Annotated in this window: 15 protein-coding genes and 2 pseudogenes; 2 read left to right on the plus strand and 15 right to left on the minus strand. The window is 70.1% G+C overall.

The genetic code is table 11. From position 1 onward, the window contains the following. Nucleotides 1-30: 30 nt before the first annotated feature. Nucleotides 31-975, minus strand: a complete 945-nt coding sequence (locus QWU11_RS21670; RefSeq protein WP_290115990.1) for a WYL domain-containing protein — start codon at nt 973-975, stop codon at nt 31-33. A gap of 50 nt (nt 976-1,025) precedes the next feature. Between QWU11_RS21670 and QWU11_RS21675 the strand changes: the two genes are divergently transcribed. Continuing rightward, nucleotides 1,026-2,096: a DUF3866 family protein gene (locus QWU11_RS21675; RefSeq protein WP_290115991.1), complete on the plus strand. Its 1,071-nt coding sequence runs from the start codon at nt 1,026-1,028 to the stop codon at nt 2,094-2,096. A 143-nt stretch (nt 2,097-2,239) separates the two neighbouring features. Here the strand turns inward: QWU11_RS21675 and QWU11_RS47365 are convergent. The 9 genes and pseudogenes from QWU11_RS47365 to QWU11_RS21720 all read right to left on the minus strand — a co-directional run. After that, nucleotides 2,240-2,688 (minus strand): annotated as a pseudogene (locus QWU11_RS47365) (hypothetical protein); the annotation flags it as partial. After that, complete coding sequence (locus QWU11_RS21685) at nt 2,685-3,167, minus strand: DUF3291 domain-containing protein (protein WP_290115993.1); 483 nt, start codon at nt 3,165-3,167, stop codon at nt 2,685-2,687. The gene QWU11_RS21685 and the pseudogene QWU11_RS47365, both read right to left, overlap by 4 nt. 33 nt (nt 3,168-3,200) lie before the next feature. Further along, nucleotides 3,201-3,842, minus strand: a complete 642-nt coding sequence (locus QWU11_RS21690) for a transcriptional regulator (protein WP_290115994.1) — start codon at nt 3,840-3,842, stop codon at nt 3,201-3,203. A 29-nt stretch (nt 3,843-3,871) separates the two neighbouring features. Further along, complete coding sequence (locus QWU11_RS21695; RefSeq protein WP_290115995.1) at nt 3,872-4,771, minus strand: FKBP-type peptidyl-prolyl cis-trans isomerase; 900 nt, start codon at nt 4,769-4,771, stop codon at nt 3,872-3,874. 24 nt (nt 4,772-4,795) lie between these two features. Then, nucleotides 4,796-5,905: an FKBP-type peptidyl-prolyl cis-trans isomerase gene (locus QWU11_RS21700; protein WP_290115996.1), complete on the minus strand. Its 1,110-nt coding sequence runs from the start codon at nt 5,903-5,905 to the stop codon at nt 4,796-4,798. Between the two features lie 83 nt (nt 5,906-5,988). After that, nucleotides 5,989-7,347 (minus strand): Pup--protein ligase, encoded by a 1,359-nt coding sequence (gene pafA / locus QWU11_RS21705; RefSeq protein WP_290115997.1) that lies wholly within the window; start codon nt 7,345-7,347, stop codon nt 5,989-5,991. 151 nt (nt 7,348-7,498) lie between these two features. Continuing rightward, nucleotides 7,499-8,251, minus strand: a complete 753-nt coding sequence (gene prcA, locus QWU11_RS21710) for a proteasome subunit alpha (protein WP_290116350.1) — start codon at nt 8,249-8,251, stop codon at nt 7,499-7,501. A gap of 45 nt (nt 8,252-8,296) precedes the next feature. After that, nucleotides 8,297-9,145: a proteasome subunit beta gene (gene prcB, locus QWU11_RS21715; RefSeq protein WP_290115998.1), complete on the minus strand. Its 849-nt coding sequence runs from the start codon at nt 9,143-9,145 to the stop codon at nt 8,297-8,299. Nucleotides 9,146-9,318: 173 nt separating this feature from the next. Further along, nucleotides 9,319-10,272 (minus strand): AraC family transcriptional regulator, encoded by a 954-nt coding sequence (locus tag QWU11_RS21720; RefSeq protein ID WP_290115999.1) that lies wholly within the window; start codon nt 10,270-10,272, stop codon nt 9,319-9,321. A 76-nt stretch (nt 10,273-10,348) separates the two neighbouring features. On the opposite strand from QWU11_RS21720, the gene QWU11_RS21725 reads away from it, so the two are divergent. Further along, nucleotides 10,349-11,380 carry a saccharopine dehydrogenase NADP-binding domain-containing protein gene (locus tag QWU11_RS21725; protein WP_290116000.1) on the plus strand — a complete coding sequence of 344 codons (1,032 nt, stop codon included), beginning with the start codon at nt 10,349-10,351 and terminating at the stop codon, nt 11,378-11,380. Nucleotides 11,381-11,396: 16 nt separating this feature from the next. Here QWU11_RS21725 and QWU11_RS21730 read toward each other — a convergent pair whose 3' ends face one another. The 5 genes and pseudogenes from QWU11_RS21730 to arc all read right to left on the minus strand — a co-directional run bounded on the left by QWU11_RS21730 (nt 11,397) and on the right by arc (nt 16,609). Continuing rightward, nucleotides 11,397-11,759, minus strand: a complete 363-nt coding sequence (locus tag QWU11_RS21730) for a hypothetical protein (RefSeq protein WP_290116001.1) — start codon at nt 11,757-11,759, stop codon at nt 11,397-11,399. 3 nt (nt 11,760-11,762) lie between these two features. Then, a pseudogene (locus QWU11_RS47370) lies at nt 11,763-12,380 on the minus strand (endonuclease domain-containing protein); the annotation flags it as partial. A 141-nt stretch (nt 12,381-12,521) separates the two neighbouring features. Further along, nucleotides 12,522-12,731 carry a ubiquitin-like protein Pup gene (locus QWU11_RS21740; protein ID WP_290116351.1) on the minus strand — a complete coding sequence of 70 codons (210 nt, stop codon included), beginning with the start codon at nt 12,729-12,731 and terminating at the stop codon, nt 12,522-12,524. Nucleotides 12,732-12,941: 210 nt separating this feature from the next. Continuing rightward, a complete protein-coding gene (gene dop / locus QWU11_RS21745; protein WP_354670877.1) occupies nt 12,942-14,456 on the minus strand; it encodes a depupylase/deamidase Dop in 1,515 nt (504 codons plus the stop codon). 380 nt (nt 14,457-14,836) lie between these two features. After that, entirely contained in the window at nt 14,837-16,609 is a 1,773-nt protein-coding gene (arc, locus tag QWU11_RS21750) for a proteasome ATPase (protein ID WP_290116003.1), read from the minus strand. Nucleotides 16,610-16,697: the final 88 nt, after the last annotated feature.

Consider the following 16,697-nt stretch of genomic DNA (forward strand, 5'->3'; position numbering starts at 1 on the left):
TGTGCTCGTCTATTCGCTCGTTCCGCTCGCTCATGCGAGGACCGCCTTCAGGTGCTGGATCATCGCTTCGCGCACGTCGGGCGGGCCGATCACGGCGATGTCGTCGGCGAACCCGGCGAGATAGTCCACGAGCCGGTCGACGTCGGCGAAACCGAGCTCCGCGACGTCCCACTCGCCCTCGTCGGGCCGTACGTCCGCGGCCCAGCGGCGGATGCCGAGCGCGGCGCCGCGGCGCAGCCGCACGGTGGCGGTCCGCCGGTCCGGCGCCGGGCTGCTGCTGGAGTCGACGATCTCGCGGATGTCGGCGTCGTCGGGCACCACGACCGTGCCCACCGCGCCGTCGGGGGCGACCGTGCCCAGGATCCGGCTGAGCCGGAACACCCGCACCTGCCCGCGGTCGCGGTCGTGCCCGGCGACGTACCACCGGCCGCGCCGGCTCACCACGCCCCAGGGCTCCAGGTGACGGCGCTGCGGGGCGCTGCGGCCGATGCCCTGGTAGTCGAAGGTCACCGGGCGCCGGTCGCGTACGGCACGCCACAGGGCCGGGAACGCCGGCTCGTGGGTGTCGACCCGCGGCTCGATGCCGAGCGAGGCGGCCTCGGCGGTGTCCACGCCGGCGGCGCGCAGTTTCAGCAGTGCTCCGGAGGCGGCCTCGGCGAGGCTGGCGCGCTGCCAGACCCGCGCGGCCAGGCCGAGCACGGCGGCCTCGTCCGGGTTCAGCTGGATCTCCGGCAGCTCGTACGCCTGGCGCTGGATGCGGTAGCCGGTCTCCTCCTCGCCCTCGCTGCCGGTCTCCAGCGGGATGCCGAGCTCGCGCAGCTCCTCCTTGTCGCGCTCGAACATGCGCTTGAACGCCTCGGAGCCGTCGGGATAGCCGGGTACGGCCTGGCGGATCTGCTCGGCGGTGAGATATCTGCGGGTGGCCAGCAGGCACACCACGAGATTGAGCAACCGCTCGGTCTTGCGGCGTGACATCGGCTCTCCTTCTTACCCATCCCCGTGGCCCCCGACGCTACCTTTGGCGGGTGATCCGATGGCGCAAAGGCACGGTTGTCAAGATACGCCGGGAGTGGCCCGGCGCGGTCGAACTCGACGTAGAGATCGAGAATGAGGGTGCGGCCCGCGCACTGGCCTACCCGGAACTGGTGGGGTCGCCCCTGCCGGGCGACGCGGTGCTGCTCAACACCACGGCGCTCGCGATGGGCCTCGGCACCGGCGGGTACGCGATGGTGGTGGCCGTCCCCGACCGCTTTCCGCCGGACCCCTCCGGGCCGGGACATCTGGTCAAGGCACGGTACACGCCGCTGCAGGCGACCGTCCTGGGCGCCGACGAGCAGGACTCAGAACACCACGAGACGCTCCGCGAGGCCGACTCGGTCGGCGGCATGCCGGTGATCGTGGCCGACCTGCACTCCGCACTGCCCGCGATCATCGCCGGGCTGCACCTCGACCGGCCGGGGACCCGCGTCGTCTATGTCATGCCGGACGGCGGGGCGCTGCCGTCGTGGTTCTCCCGTTCGGCGGCGGCGCTGCGCGAGTCCGGCGCGCTGGCCGCGGTCGTCACCGCCGGCCAGGCGTTCGGCGGCGACCTGGAGGCGGTGACCCTCCACACGGGCCTGCTCGCCGCGCGCCTGGTGCTCGACGCGGAGGTCGCGATCGTCGCCCAGGGGCCCGGCAACCTCGGCACGGGCACACGCTGGGGCTTCTCCGGCGTGTCGGCGGGCGAGGCGGTCAACGCCGCCGGCGTCCTCAAGGGCCGGCCGGTGGCCTCGCTCCGGGTGAGCGAGGCCGACGCCCGCGACCGCCACCTCGGCATCTCCCACCACAGCCTGACCGCCTACGGCCGGGTCGCCCTGGCCCGCGCCCAGGTCGTCGTGCCGGAGCTGCCGGGCGACTTCGGCGCCCGCGTCCGCGCCGAGGCCGAGCCGCTGGGCGAACGCCACGAGCTCGTACGCGTGCCGGTGACGGGCCTGGAGGAGGCGCTGCGCGCGTCCCCGGTACGGCTGTCGACCATGGGCCGCGGCCTGGACGAGGACCTCGCGGGCTTCCTCACGGTCGCGGCGGCCGGACGCCACGCGGCGGCGCTCCTCGCCTGATCGCGGGGCTCATCGGTGGCCCGGGCCGGCGCCTTTACATTGTAGATCAATTAGTCACGCACGCTCGCCGGGGTCTGGTCACGCGGCTCTGGTTCGTGCGCGTCCCCGGCGTTGTTGCCGTTGGCTTCGGAGTTGCCGGTCACGAAGGTGCGCAGGGGTCCGAATCGGGCTGCGACGGGGTTGGCCCAGGAGGCGCAGGTCGGGGTCAGGCAAAGTTCGATGGTCGCCGCCTTCACGGGTCCGGGTCAGCCCCCATGGCTGGTCATCGGCCGGGGAGTAACAGCCGCGGAAGTAGCGGATGCCGTGGGTGCGGCGGTAGGTGGCGGGTAGCCGGTCCGGCCGGGACCGCGGCGCCCAGGCGGATCCGTGGCAGGGACGGATCATGGCCGGGCGCGTGGTGGCCGTCGTGGCGATGAACTCGACGTCATCGGTACTGATCAGGCGGGGGCCTCCCCGCCTACTCAGGGTCCAGGCAGGCCAGCGCTAATCCGTTGAACGCATGGATCACGTCCCGGACGGTGTCCTCGTCCGCGGCGACCAGCCGGGCGATCGCCGGCACCGGCGTCCCGGACGCCGAAGCCATGTTGATCATCTCCCGGCGTTCGTGGTCACCGCACCAGCGAGGCCGGCCGGGTCGTACGGTTCGCGGAAGGTGAAGGCCTCCGGGCCCGGGCCCTCCTCGCGCAGGAGGTCGAGGCGGCCCAAGGCCTCCTCGACCGATGGGACGTGCCCGGCCTCCACCCACCACAGCACCGCGATCGGCTCGGCCGTGCGGACGAACCACTCGCGCCGGCGGCGTACGAACTCCAGGTGGTCCGAGCGGTAGGCGAAGTTCCACAGGGCCTCGCGCGACTCCCACACCGACAGGTTGACGATCATGTCGTCGCCGTTCGGATGGATGGAGGTGGCGTCCTTGCCGTCCTCGTCGGTCAGGCGCCACACGAAGCCCGGCGCCGTGTCCGCCAGGGCGTTGACCGGCTCGAGGCCGGCCACGAAACCGGCCGACCCCGGGGCGTGGAGGGGGTGCAGCAGGCGTCCCACGTTGAGCTGGGCGAGGTGGTGATCCGTCATGGACGACAGCAGACCACCGCGCACTCTCTATTGTCAATCTTCATTGTTTTTAGAGATGATCTCGACACAGCACTCCCCCGGCCGCGGCCGCAGGCACGCCGACAGGCCGGTCTCGCCCATGCCGTCGAGGAGGCCGCCGACCAGTGCCAGGTTCATGCCGCACATCAGCGGCGGGAAGTCGCGGGCCAGCGTGTGGAACGGGCAGTTGCGCATCCGGATCGCGCCGCCCTCGCGGTACGGCGCGTACCCCTGCCGCGCCAGCATCTCCTCGACGCCGCCCCCGGCCGAGGCACCGGCACGCCGGCCGTACCGGCGGGCCACCTCCTCCAGGTCGGCCTCGGCGCCCAGCGTGTCCACGACCTCGGCGAGCAGCGACGCCGCGGTGCCGTAGTCGCGCGGCGGCAGGCTCACCACGTGCTCGGCCGCGGACCTGCGGTAGAGCTTGGCCGGGCGGCCCGCGCCCGGGCCGGCCCTGCCCGCCGGCCGGCGGAACACCACGTCGAGCAGGCCGACGCCGGCCAGCCGGTCGAGGTGGAAGGCGGCCAGCGTGCGCTGGATCCCGGCGGCGTCGGCGGCCTCGGCCCGGCCGACCTCGTGGTCCTGCGCGACCACGTAGTCATAGAGCCGCCGGCGTACCGGATCGCCCAGGGCCGTGACGGCCTCGACATCGCTCACGCGCCGATTGTAGGGACGGCGCCCGGAGATCAGTACGCGGCGAGGATGTCGATGACGAAGGCCAGCGTGTCGGTGCTCCTGATGCCGGACGCGGCATGGCCCTTTTTTCCGTACCCCTGACCCGGCGGCACGACGACGAGGACGCGGCTGCCGACCGGCTTGCCCACGACCGCGCGGTCCCAGCCCGCGAGCATCTGCCGGGCGCCCACGACCACCGAGTCCGGATGGCCCCGGCCGCGCGAGGACTCGAACACCTTGCCGGTACGCCAGATCTGCCCCAGGTCGTGGTAGACGACGAGCTGGCGCGCCTGCACCGGCTTGCCCGTGCCCTGCACGATCGTGCGCACCTGCAGCTTGGCCGGCGGACGCGCCGAGGGGATCTTCATCGCCGGCGTCGCGCCCGTCGTCACCCGCGGCAGACCGCCGGACTGCGCCACCGCCGCGCCGCGGGCGCTCGCGTCGTTCGGGTAACGCCCGAGGACGTCCACCACGAACACCATCGAGTCGGTGCCGCCGACCTGCAGCGGCGCGTAGCCGTTCGCGCCGTACCCCTCACCGGGAGGGATGACCGCCATGACCCGGCCGCCCGGCCGCTGGCCCGCGAGCGCCTTGTTCAGGCCCGGCACGAGCTGCCCGTACGGGAACATCGCCGGCCGCCCCGCGTCGAAACTACTGGCGATCAGCTTGTGATCGCCAGCCTTCCAGCGGTAGCCGACGTAGTTCGCGGCGACCAGGTCACCCTTCACGACCTGGTCGCCCTTGCCCTTGTGCAGCGTCTTGACCTCGAGCTTGCCGCCCGGCCCGGACTTGGGGATGGTGACCGTCGGCTGCCGGCCGACATCGCCGGCGATCTTCAGCCCGTCCGGCAGTCCTCCCCCGCTACAGGCGGTCAGCAGGACGAGCAGGACCAGCGGGGCGGCGCGCCGCATACACCGACCTCCAAGCGAGAACGATCAGACCGCGCCGAGGATATCGACAACGAACACCAGCGTGTCGGTGCCCTTGATGCCCGCCTGGGGAGAGCCCTTCGAGCCGTACCCCTCCTTCGGCGGGACGACAAGCAGCACCCGGCTGCCGACCTTCTGCCCCACGAGGGTCTTGTCCCAGCCCGGGATCACCTGGCCCACGCCGATCGGGAACCCGGCCGGCGCGCCGTGCTTGTAGCTGGAGTCGAACTCCTTGCCGGTACGCCACAGCACGCCGTCGTACTGGCCGATCAGCGTCTTGCCCTTGGCGACGGCCGGGCCGGCGCCCTGGATCAGCGTCTTGACCTGCAGCTTGCTCGGCGCCGAGCCCGACGGGATCTTGACCGTCGGAGCCTGGCCGGGCGCGCCCGGCGTCACCTGCGGCAGGCTCTTGTCGAGCGTCTGCTGCGTGCCCTTCACCGACGCCGACTTGCCGAACGTGTTGATCACGTCCACGGACAGGACGAAGTCGTCGGTCTTGGGCAGCTGCAGCGCCTGTGCGACCTGGTCGCCGACGCTCGCGTAGGGCAGCGTCAGCTCCAGCCGCGTGCCCTCCGTACGGCCCGCGATCGCCTTGTCCAGTGCCGGGAGGCCGGTGAGCTGGCTCGCGGTGCCCGTGGCCGGCGTGCCCTTCTTGTAGGTGTTGAGCAGCTCCTTGCCGCCCTTGGCGCCCCACTGGTAGCCGACCAGGTGCGCCACGACGAAGTCGGTGCTCGCGACCTTCGGGCCCGTGCCGTGGATGAGCTCCTTGACCTGCTGCTTCGGGGCCGGCTTGGCCTTCGGCACCGACACCGCCGGAGCCTTGCCGAACGCGCCCTTGAACTTCACCGACGGCTTGGGCCGGTTGGCGTACAGCACGCCCCCGGTGACCGCCGCCGCGACCACCACGACGGCGACCGCCGAGTAGATGACCTTGCGGCGCTTGGCGGCCTTGCGGGTGCCCGAGCGGGGCGCGGGGCGGCCCTTGGTGGCGGCCAGCCCGTGCGGAGTGATGCCACTGCGGCCGATGTCCCTGGCCTGCGGCATCTTCACCTTGGGCCGCGCATCCTCCTGCGTCTCCTCGGTCTCCGCATCCTCGCGGCCTTCCACTTCAGACATCTTCTCCACCGTTTCGCGGGCATGAGACAGCTCGAAAGCACCAACCATGTCAGCAGGCACCTAAAGGTAGCGTGAGATGGCGGTTACATTCCCGCGATCAGCTTGTCGACCCGGTCGTCGACCGACCGGAACGGGTCCTTGCACAGCACGGTGCGCTGCGCCTGGTCATTGAGCTTCAGGTGCACCCAGTCCACCGTGAAATCACGGCGTTTCTCCTGCGCCCGCCGGATGAACTCCCCACGCAACCGCGCGCGTGTCGTCTGCGGCGGCACCGACTTGGCCTCGAAGATCGCCAGATCGCGGGCCACCCGGTCGACCGAGCCGCGCCGCTCCAGCAGGTAGTACAGGCCACGGCCCCGGTGCACGTCGTGATAGGCCAGATCGAGCTGCGCCACCCGCGGCGAGCTCAGCGGCAGGTCGTACTTCCGGCGGTACCGCTCGATCAGCTGGTATTTCGTCACCCAGTCGATCTCGCGGGCGACGTCGTCGAGGTTGCCGGTCTCGACCGCGCGTACGGTCCGCTCCCACAGGTCCAGCACCCGCAGGACCACCGGGTCCGCGCCGCGCCGGTCCACGAAGTCGCGCGCCTTGTCGAGGTATTCGGACTGGATCTCCAGCGAGCTGGCCTCCCGGCCGTTGGCCAGCCGCACCTTGCGGCGTCCGGTCATGTCGTGACTGACCTCGCGGATCGCCCGGATGGGGTTCTCCAGCGTCAGGTCGCGCATCACGACGCCCGCCTCGACCATGCGCAGCACCAGGTCGGTCGCGCCGACCTTGAGCAGCATGGTCGTCTCGCTCATGTTGGAGTCGCCGACGATCACGTGCAGACGGCGGAACCGCTCCGCGTCCGCGTGCGGCTCGTCGCGCGTGTTGATGATCGGCCGGGAGCGCGTCGTCGCGGACGAGACGCCCTCCCAGATGTGCTCCGCGCGCTGGCTCACGCAGTACACGGCGCCACGGGGCGTCTGCAGGACCTTGCCCGCACCGCAGATGATCTGACGCGTCACAAGGAACGGGATGAGCACGTCGGCCAGGCGGCCGAACTCACCGTGCCGCCCGACCAGGTAGTTCTCGTGACAGCCATAGGAGTTGCCGGCCGAGTCGGTGTTGTTCTTGAACAGATAGATGTCCCCCGCGATGCCCTCCTCGCGCAGCCGCCGCTCGGCGTCGACCAGCAGGCCCTCGAGGATTCGCTCACCCGCCTTGTCGTGCACGACGAGCTCGTCGACGCTGTCGCACTCGGGCGTCGCGTACTCAGGATGACTTCCGACATCGAGGTACAGCCGTGCCCCGTTGCGCAGGAACACATTGCTGCTACGGCCCCACGACACCACCCGGCGGAACAGATAGCGGGCCACCTCATCAGGTGACAACCGCCGCTGCCCGCGGAAGGTGCACGTAACGCCGTACTCGTTCTCCAACCCGAAGATGCGCCTGTCCACACCGCAAGGCTATGTGTCCGAGCACCACAGTTGGTAGAGATCAAGCCTGGGCGTACCGGTCACATCCGGCCGCCCGGCCTGGTTTGAGAGATCGAAAACGCCGAAGCCCGCCGTGACCAGGGACGATCACGACGGGCTGCGGGTGAGGTCGTTACTCCTCGGACGTGCCTTCTTCTGCGGTTTCGCCGTCTTCGGACGCCGGAGCGGCCGGAGCCTCGCCGGCGGCCTCCTCGAGCAGCTGCTCGATGCGCGCGGCCGGCAGGCGCCGGAACAGGCGGTGGTCCCGGTTGCGGTCGAGCACCGCGACCTCGAGCTGCCCCGCCTCCAGGTGCCGGTCGGCGTCCTGCTGCTCCAGGGCGTGCACACCGACGCCGAGGGCGCGCGCGAGCGGCAGCCCCTCCTCGAACCGGTCCTTCAGCGCCGCCGCCACCTGGTCGACCTGACCGCCCATCGCGACGTATCCCTGCTCGTCGGCGACCGAACCGTCGAAGGTGAGCCGGTAGATCTGGTCCGAGGCGACGTCGACGCCCACCTCGGCCACCACGATCTCCACCTCGTACGGCTTGTTCATCTCGGTGAACACCGTGCCGAGCGCCGTCGCGTAGGCGTTGGCCAGACCGCGCGCCGTGACGTCGCGGCGGTCGTACATGTAGCCGTTGACGTCGGCGTAGCGGACGCCCTGCTGCCGGAGGTTCTCGAACTCGTTGTACTTGCCGACCGCGGCGAACGCGATCCGGTCGTAGATCTCACTGATCTTATGCAGGGCGCGCGACGGGTTGTCGGCCACGAACAGGATGCCGTCGGCGTACTGCAGCACGACCACGCTGCGGCCCCGCGAGATGCCCTTGCGGGCGTAGTCGGCCTTGTCCTTCATCGCCTGTTCGGGCGACACGTAGAACGGCATGGACACCGGTGGCGTTCCTCACTACTCGTTCGTCATTCGGTCGGGTTAGCGCAACGGGGCGGTCGGGCCTCCGGGAGCCCGCATCCGCGACTCCATCACACTGTCCACCAGCGTGCCCACCCGGTCGTCGGGCAGCCGGCGGAAACCGTCGGCGGTGACCACGGAGACCACCGGGAAGATGCGCCGGGTCATGTCCGGGCCGCCGGTGGCCGAGTCGTCGTCGGCGGCGTCGTACAGCGCCTGCAGCGATGCGAGCACGGCCTCCTCCTCCGACAGGTCGGAGCGGTACAGCTTCTTCAGCGCGCCGCGGGCGAAGACCGAACCGGAGCCGATGCTGTGGAACTCGTGCTCCTCGTAGCGGCCGCCCGCCGCGTCGTAACTGAAGATCCGCCCGGCGTCGGTCTCCTCGTCATAGCCCGCGAACAGCGGCACCACGACGAGACCCTGCAGCGCCATGCCGAGATTGCCGCGCACCATCGTCGCGAGACGGTTGGCCTTGCCCTCCAGCGAGAGCGTACGGCCCTCCATCTTCTCGTAGTGCTCGAGCTCGACCTGGAACAGGCGGACGACCTCGATGCCGATGCCCGCCGTGCCCGCGATGGCGATGGCGGAGTATTCGTCGGCGCGGAAGACCTTTTCGATGTCACGCTGAGCGATCATGTTGCCGGCGGTCGCCCGCCGGTCGCCGCCCATCACCACACCGCCCGGGAACGTCACCGTGACGATCGTGGTGCCGTGCGGGAAATGCTCGCCCGCGGCGGTCCCGGCCGGCAGCTCCCGGTTCCCCGGAAGCATGTTCGGCGAGTGCGCCGACAGGAACTCGGTGAACGAAGAGGGGCTCTGGCTCGCGAACGTGCCCGGCAGGCGTCCCGGGGTGGAACCTTGCGACGTCACACGACTCCTTCCAGTGACAGCGGGACGCGATTCGCCCCCGCTAACCAGACCCTACTGTCAGGGCGCCACCGCGTGCATGCGTCATGATCCCTCCCCTCGTCCGCTCACGGCGAACCCGGCCGAACCGGCCGGATGTGAATCGGCCGGGGAGAACACCGACATACCCCTCGGTCTCACCCGGCGTGACCCTGCCTGCGGTAACGGCCCGGAGCCACGCCGTACTCCCGCTTGAACGCGTTGGCGAAGGCGAACTCCGAGGTGTACCCGACCCGTACCGCCACCGCCCCCAGCGGGGCGTCGGACTCCCTCAGGAGCCCGGCGGCCACGGTCATCCGCCACCAGGTCAGATAGCCCAGCGGCGTACGGCCGACCAGCGCGGTGAACCGCCGGGAGAAGGCGGCACGGGACAGCCCGGCCTGTTCGCCCAGGTCGGCGACGGTCCACCGCCTCGCCGGGTCGCCGTGCATGCCGCCGAGCGCGGCCGCGACCGCGGGGTCGCGGAGCGCGGCGGCCCAGCCCGCGGCGTGCCCGGGGCGCTCGGGGCGCTCGTCGAGCCAGCCGCGCACCATGTAGACCAGCAGCGCGTCGAGCAGCGCGGACAGGGCCGTGTCCGCCCCCGGGCGGCGCCGTTCGAGCTCGGCGCCGAGCAGGTCGATCGCGGCGCGCAGCGAGGGGTGGCGGCCGACGCGCGCCGGGAGGTGGATGACCTCGGGAAGCTCGGCCATCAGGGGATGCAGGCGCGTACGGTCCAGCAGGTACGCGCCGCAGAGCAGGACGGACGCGCCGTCTTCGGACCGCTCCCGGTCGTCGGGGAGTTCGGCCAGCGGGTCGACGGACGGTGTGGCGCCCGGGTCGCCGGCCAGCTCGTGCCCGGCGCCGTGCGGGAGGAGGACCGCGTCTCCGGCGCCGAGTGCGATCGGGTCGCCGTCGCCGCGTCTCAGGCGGCAGGTGCCCTGCAGGACGACGTGGAAGCCGGCTCCCGCGAACGGCGGGTGGCGTACGGCCCAGGGGCCGGTCCGTCGGGTGCGGGCGGAGTGCGGCCGGCCAGTACGCATGGCGGCGATGGCGTCGCTGAGCAGGTCCACGCCACCGAGCGTACCGGCGGTCGAGACGATCACGTATGTCATGACACTTTCAGCGCATTAATCATCTTGGCGATGCTCCGTACGGTGAGATCACCTTGTTTCTTCGGAGGAGATGGACATGCGGATCGCCGTCTATGGCGCCAGTGGACACCAGGGAAAGCTGATCGTCGCCGAGCTGGCCCGGCGAGGTCTCCAGATCGTGGCGGTGGGGCGCGACCGTGAGCGGCTGCGCGCGGCCGCCGGGGACGCCGAGGTACGCGTCGCCGGCCTGGACGACGCGGACCGGCTCGCCGCCGCGTTCCGCGGCTGCACGGTCGTGATCAACTGCGCCGGCCCCTTCACACTCTCGGGCTCGGCCGTGGTGCGCGCCGCGCTCGCGGCGGGATGTCACTACGCCGACACTTCCGGCGAGCAGGCACAGATCAAGCAGACGTTCGACCTGTTCGGCGCCGAGGCCGGGCGCGCCGGCGTCACCGTCGTCCCGGCGGCGACCGACGGCGGCGTCCCCGGCGACCTGATCGCCCACCTGCTCGCCGACCGCCTCGGGCCGCTGGAGGAGATCGTCACCGCCCACCTGATCGCGGGGAGCGGCCGGCTGTCCCGGGGGTCGCTGCGCAGCCTGCTGGAGACGGCCGAGACGCTGTGGAGCGGAGGCCTGGGCTATGAGGACGGCGCGTGGCACCCGACGGCCGCGGCGCGGCGTACGACGATGAGGTTCCCGGGAGGCTCGTCGGAGGTGCCGGTCGTACGGTTCGCGCTACAGGAGGTCGTCACGGTCCCCCGGCACGTGGACGTCCGGCGGGTCGAGGGCGTCGCCGACGCCGCCCTGGCCGCCCGGTTCGCCATCCCGATCGACCCCGCGGCGATCGAGAGCCTGCCGGAGGGACCGGCGGCGGAGAGCCGGGAGGCTCAGGAGTTCACCATCGTGATCGACGCCGTGGCCCGGGACGGCCGCTCGGCCCGCGGCGTGGTGCGGGGCCGCGACACGTACGGCACGACCGCGAGGGTCGCCGTGGAGGCCGCGAGCCGCCTGGCGGCCGACGGCGCCAAGCCGGGCGTACTGGCCCCGTCCCAGGCCTTCGACCCGGCCGCCTTCCTCGACGCCCTGGCTCCGTACGGCCTCACCTGGGATCTCACCGTCGACGGCTGAACGCACGAAGGCCCCGTCAGGCGAACACGTCCACTTCCGCAGGGCCGAACGGCTCTGCCGGCGCGGGGTCGTCCGAGGACGGGGTGCTCAGGTCGAGTGGGGGGAAGCGGAGTTCGGCCGGGCCTGGGTCCGCGACGCCGAGGTCGCTCTCCCCGGGCTGACCGGAGTCGTCGTGGGCGAGGGCGTGCAGTACGGCGTAGTCGTGCGCGCCGATCTGGCCGATGTCCCACCCCGGGTCGACGGCCGGGCCGTCCCGCCTGGGGCGTACGACGGTGACGTCATAGTCACCACCGCCGGTCCGGCTGAGGCCGAACAGGCCGCCGGTGAGGTATCCGATCGCCCTGCGAAGCACCCAGGGGTCGTCGCGCAGCTGCCCCATCCCGGTATTGCAGTCCCCGCAGAGGACCCCCCGCACCCCGCCCGTCACATGATCATGATCGACGGCGAAGGGCGCCGCATCACGACAGATCGGACAGAGACCGTCCTGCCCCGCGATCATCCGCTCGACGTCCCGCTCACCGATGCCATAGCGCTCCGCCAGGCGATAGTGGCGTCGGCTCCGGCGTTCACCTCGCGGAGCCCTCGTCCGCGGTTCCGGCCGGACCTTCTCGACCAGCCGGCCCTCGAGATAGTCGACCGCGCGCCGCATGACCCGCGGATCGTCCTTGAACTGGCCCAGACCTCCGTTGCAACGGAAGCACAGCAGACCTCGGACGTCGCCCGAGGCATGATCGTGATCGACGTGCAGAGAGCCTCGGTGCAGACAGATGCGACAGATACCGCGCTGCTCCTCGACGGCACGCTCGACCTCGGCCTCGGTCATGCCGTAACGGCGTTCGAAGTGGTAACCGCGCACGCTGCCGTGCTTCTTTGCCTTGATCGCTGCCATGACCTTGTTGTGGCACGGCTTGCAGTAAGTGGCCCGCCCTGAGGGATCGGCCCTGTTGCCGCCGAAGTCCGCAATCGGTTTGATCTCGGCGCAGCGCGCGCAGTACTTCATTCCATCGGGAACACCCGAGTGGCGACATACAGCGACAGTCCGTCAGGGGACTGTTTGCGGCGCCAGAACTCGGCGGCGGGCTTCAGCTCCCCGCAATCCTTGCACCGCTTGTGATCCGGAACTAAATCGGACATACCAGGATCACTCGCCGCCCTTTTGTACGTAACTGCGCACGAACTCCTCTGCGTTCTCTTCGAGGACTTCGTCGATTTCGTCCAGAATTGCGTCTACATCGTCCGTGAGCTTCTCGTTGCGCTCCTGGACTTCTTCGGCCGGCGCGGTCTGGGTCTCGTCGACCTCTTCCTCGCGCCGGGTCGTCTGCTTCTGGCCGCCCGTATCCCTCGTCGCCATGCTGAGCCTCCACTCCTGCCGAGAGACCTCGACTCTATCGTCGCCCGCCGACAACCAGTGGATCACTCACCGTGTCCCACCGGCCGACGTTCGGTCTCATGACGGGGTTATCGCCCGCCAGGATCGCTGCGAAACGGTCATACCGGTCACGACTGTGCATTGATCGACCTGGGCGCCGTTCCGCCCCGCGGGACGCGCCCGCACCGGCGGCTACTCCCCCGTCAAGGCGGTCACGAGGTCCGAGGCCGTACGGCAGCGGTCCAGGAGGGCGCCCACGTGCGCCTTGGTGCCCCTCAGGGGCTCCAGGGTGGGTACGCGCTGCAGCGACTCGCGGCCCGGGACGTCGAAGATCACCGAGTCCCAGGACGCGGCGGCCACCGCGTCGGCGTACTGGCGCAGGCAGCGCCCGCGGAAGTAGGCGCGGGTGTCCTCCGGCGGGTCCTCGATGGCGGCCTCGACCTGCGCGTCGGTCGTGACGCGCTTCATCCGGCCCCGTGCCACGAGGCGGTTGTACAGGCCGCGGTCCGGCCGGACGTCGGAGTACTGCAGGTCGACGAGCTGGAGGCGCGGGTGGGACCAGTCGAGGCCGTCCCGGCTGCGGTAGCCCTCCAGGAGTTCGAGCTTGGCCACCCAGTCGAGCTCGCTGGACAGCTGCATCGGGTCGTCGCCCAGGCGGTGCAGCACCGACTCCCAGCGGTCCAGGATCTCAGTGGTCATCTCGTCCACGTCGGCGCCGAAGCGGTCCTCGACGTACTTGCGGGACTGTTCGAGGTATTCCATCTGCAGTTGGACGGCCGTCATCTTACGGCCGTCGCGCAGGGTCAGCAGGTGCTTGCAGGACGGGTCGTGTGAGATCGCCCGCAGCGTCGCGACCGGCATGTCGACCGACAGGTCGACGGTGAGGAAGCCGTCCTCGATCATGGCGAGCACGAGGGCCGTGGTGCCGAGCTTGAGGAAGGTCGAGACCTCGCTCATGTTGGCGTCGCCGATGATGACGTGCAGCCTGCGATATTTTTCCGGGTCGGCGTGGGGTTCGTCGCGCGTGTTGATGATCGGGCGCTTCAGCGTCGTCTCCAGGCCGACCTCGACCTCGAAGAAGTCGGCACGCTGGCTGATCTGGAAGCCGTCGCTGCGGCCGTCGACGCCGATGCCGACGCGGCCGGCGCCGCAGACGACCTGGCGGGTGACGAAGAACGGGGTGAGGTGGCGGACGATCTCCGAGAAGGAGGTCTCGCGCTTCATCAGGTAGTTCTCGTGGCAGCCGTACGAGGCGCCCTTGTTGTCGGTGTTGTTCTTGTACAGCTGGATGGGCTGGGTGCCGGGCACCTGGGCGGCCCGGCGCGCGGCGTCGGCCATGACGCGCTCTCCGGCCTTGTCCCAGATCACGGCGTCGCGCGGGTTGGTGCACTCCGGCGTGGAGTACTCCGGGTGCGCGTGGTCGACGTAGAGGCGCGCCCCGTTGGTGAGGATGACGTTGGCCAGCCCCAGGTCCTCGTCGGTCAACTGGGTCGGGTCGGCGACCTCGCGCGCCAGGTCGAAGCCTCGGGCGTCCCGCAGGGGGTTCTCCTCCTCGAAGTCCCACCGTGCCCGCCGCGCCTTGGCCGCCGACGCCGCGAGGTAGGCGTTCACGACCTGCGAGGAGGTCACCATCGCGTTGGCCCCCGGTTGACCGGGCACGGAAATTCCGTATTCGGTCTCGATTCCCATTACCCGCCGCACGCTCATAGACCTGAGCCTAATGCGCGATCGCCGTGGTCTTGGAAGGCGCGGCGGGATCGTGACCCGATTCCGCCCGCCCGTACGGGCTCCGGGCGGGTTCGGCCGTGTCCGGGGCGTGACGCCGTCCGGGAGATCGTTTCCATGGGCGTCCCAGGTCAGGGTAAAGACCGTGTATCGGGAGCGCGGAACGGCGCCGCCGTGCGCGAATGGCTCCGCCGCGCAAGAATCCACCGCGAATCAACACGAGACCGGCCCGCGCTCCGTCTCAGCACATGCGGGCGTCCCACCCGGGCACACCCCCAGGGCCCGCCAGAGCCTCCAGGAGGCCACATGCGTACGCGGCCGGCCCTGGGTGGGCCGGCCGCGTACGGAGTCGTTGGTGGGGATTAGAGGTACTGGCCGGTGTTGGCGACCGTGTCGATGGAGCGTCCCGCCTCGGTGCCCTGCTTGCCGGAGACGAGCGTACGGATGTAGACGATCCGCTCGCCCTTCTTGCCGGAGATGCGGGCCCAGTCGTCGGGGTTCGTGGTGTTGGGCAGGTCTTCGTTCTCGCTGAACTCGTCGACGCAGGCGGCGAGCAGGTGACTGACCCGAAGGCCCTTCTGCCCGCTGTCGAGGAAGTCCTTGATGGCCATCTTCTTCGCCCGGTCCACGATGTTCTGGATCATGGCGCCGGAGTTGAAGTCCTTGAAGTAGAGGACTTCCTTGTCGCCGTTGGCGTAGGTCACCTCGAGGAAGCGGTTCTCCTCGGTCTCGGTGTACATCCGCTCGACGACGCGCTGGATCATGCCGTCGACCGTGGCGTCGGCCGAACCGTCGTGTTCCTTGACGTCGTCGGGGTGCAGGGGCAGCCCTGCGAGGATGTACTTGGAGAAGATGTCCTTGGCCGCCTCGGCGTCGGGCCGCTCGATCTTGATCTTCACGTCGAGACGTCCGGGCCGCAGGATCGCCGGGTCGATCATGTCCTCGCGGTTGGAGGCCCCGATGACGATGACGTTCTCCAGGCCCTCGACACCGTCGATCTCCGACAGCAACTGGGGCACGATCGTGTTCTCGACGTCGGAGGAGACCCCGGATCCGCGGGTGCGGAAGATGGAGTCCATCTCGTCGAAGAAGACGATCACCGGCGTGCCGGCGGAGGCCTTCTCCCGTGCACGCTGGAAGACCAGGCGGATGTGCCGCTCGGTCTCACCGACGTACTTGTTGAGGAGCTCCGGGCCCTTGATGTTGAGGAAGAAGCTCTTCCCCTCGGCACCGGTCTTCTCCGCGACCTGTTTGGCCAGGGAGTTGGCGACAGCCTTGGCGATGAGCGTCTTGCCACAGCCTGGCGGGCCGTAGAGCAGGACGCCCTTGGGCGGACGGAGTTGGTGTTCGCGGAAGAGATCGGCGTGGAGGTAGGGCAGCTCGACGGCGTCGCGGATCTGCTCGATCTGCGGGCCGAGTCCCCCGATCTCCTCATAGGAGATGTCGGGAACCTCCTCGAGGACGAGCTCTTCGACCTCGGCCTTGTGGATCTTCTCGTAGGCGTACCCGGAACGCGTGTCGAGCATGAGCGAGTCGCCGGCGCGCAGTGAGACTCCGCGCAACGGCTCGGCCAGCTTGACCACACGTTCTTCATCGGCATGCGCGATGACAAGGGCGCGTTCGCCGTCGGCGAAGACCTCCTTGAGCATCACGACTTCGCCCTGGGTCTCGAACTCCAGCGCGGCCACGACATTGAGCGCCTCGTTGAGCATGACCTCCTGGCCACGCTGCAACTCCTCGACCTCGATGTTCGGACTGACGTTCACCCGTAGCTTGCGGCCACCGGTGAAGATGTCGACCGTGCCGTCCTCGCGCGCGGCGAGGAACGTTCCGAAAGCGGATGGCGGCTGTGCAAGCCGGTCCACTTCCTCTTTCAGGGCGATGATCTGCTCTCGGGCTTCCTTGAGGGTCGCCACGAGACGTTCGTTCTGACCCGTAACCGCGGCCAGACTTGCCTGCGCCTCGTGTAGGCGCTCTTCGAGTACACGAACTTGTCGGGGGGATTCCGCGAGCTTCCGGCGCAGCACGGAGATCTCCTCCTCCAGGAAGGAGACCTGCGTCTGGAGGTCGCGGACCTCCTTTTCGTGCTGCGCCTTACGCGCCCCGGCATCGTCACGAGCGGCCACGCTCGTCACCTCCTCAGGCAGAGACGACGACCTAACTGAAACCCTACCTATCCGGAGGGCCTCCGTAACCTGGCCGGTGGGTACTCGTGTCGCGGCG

Origin of the sequence: Actinomadura sp. DC4, from assembly GCF_030406325.1 — a bacterium.
Classification (GTDB): domain Bacteria; phylum Actinomycetota; class Actinomycetes; order Streptosporangiales; family Streptosporangiaceae; genus Actinoallomurus.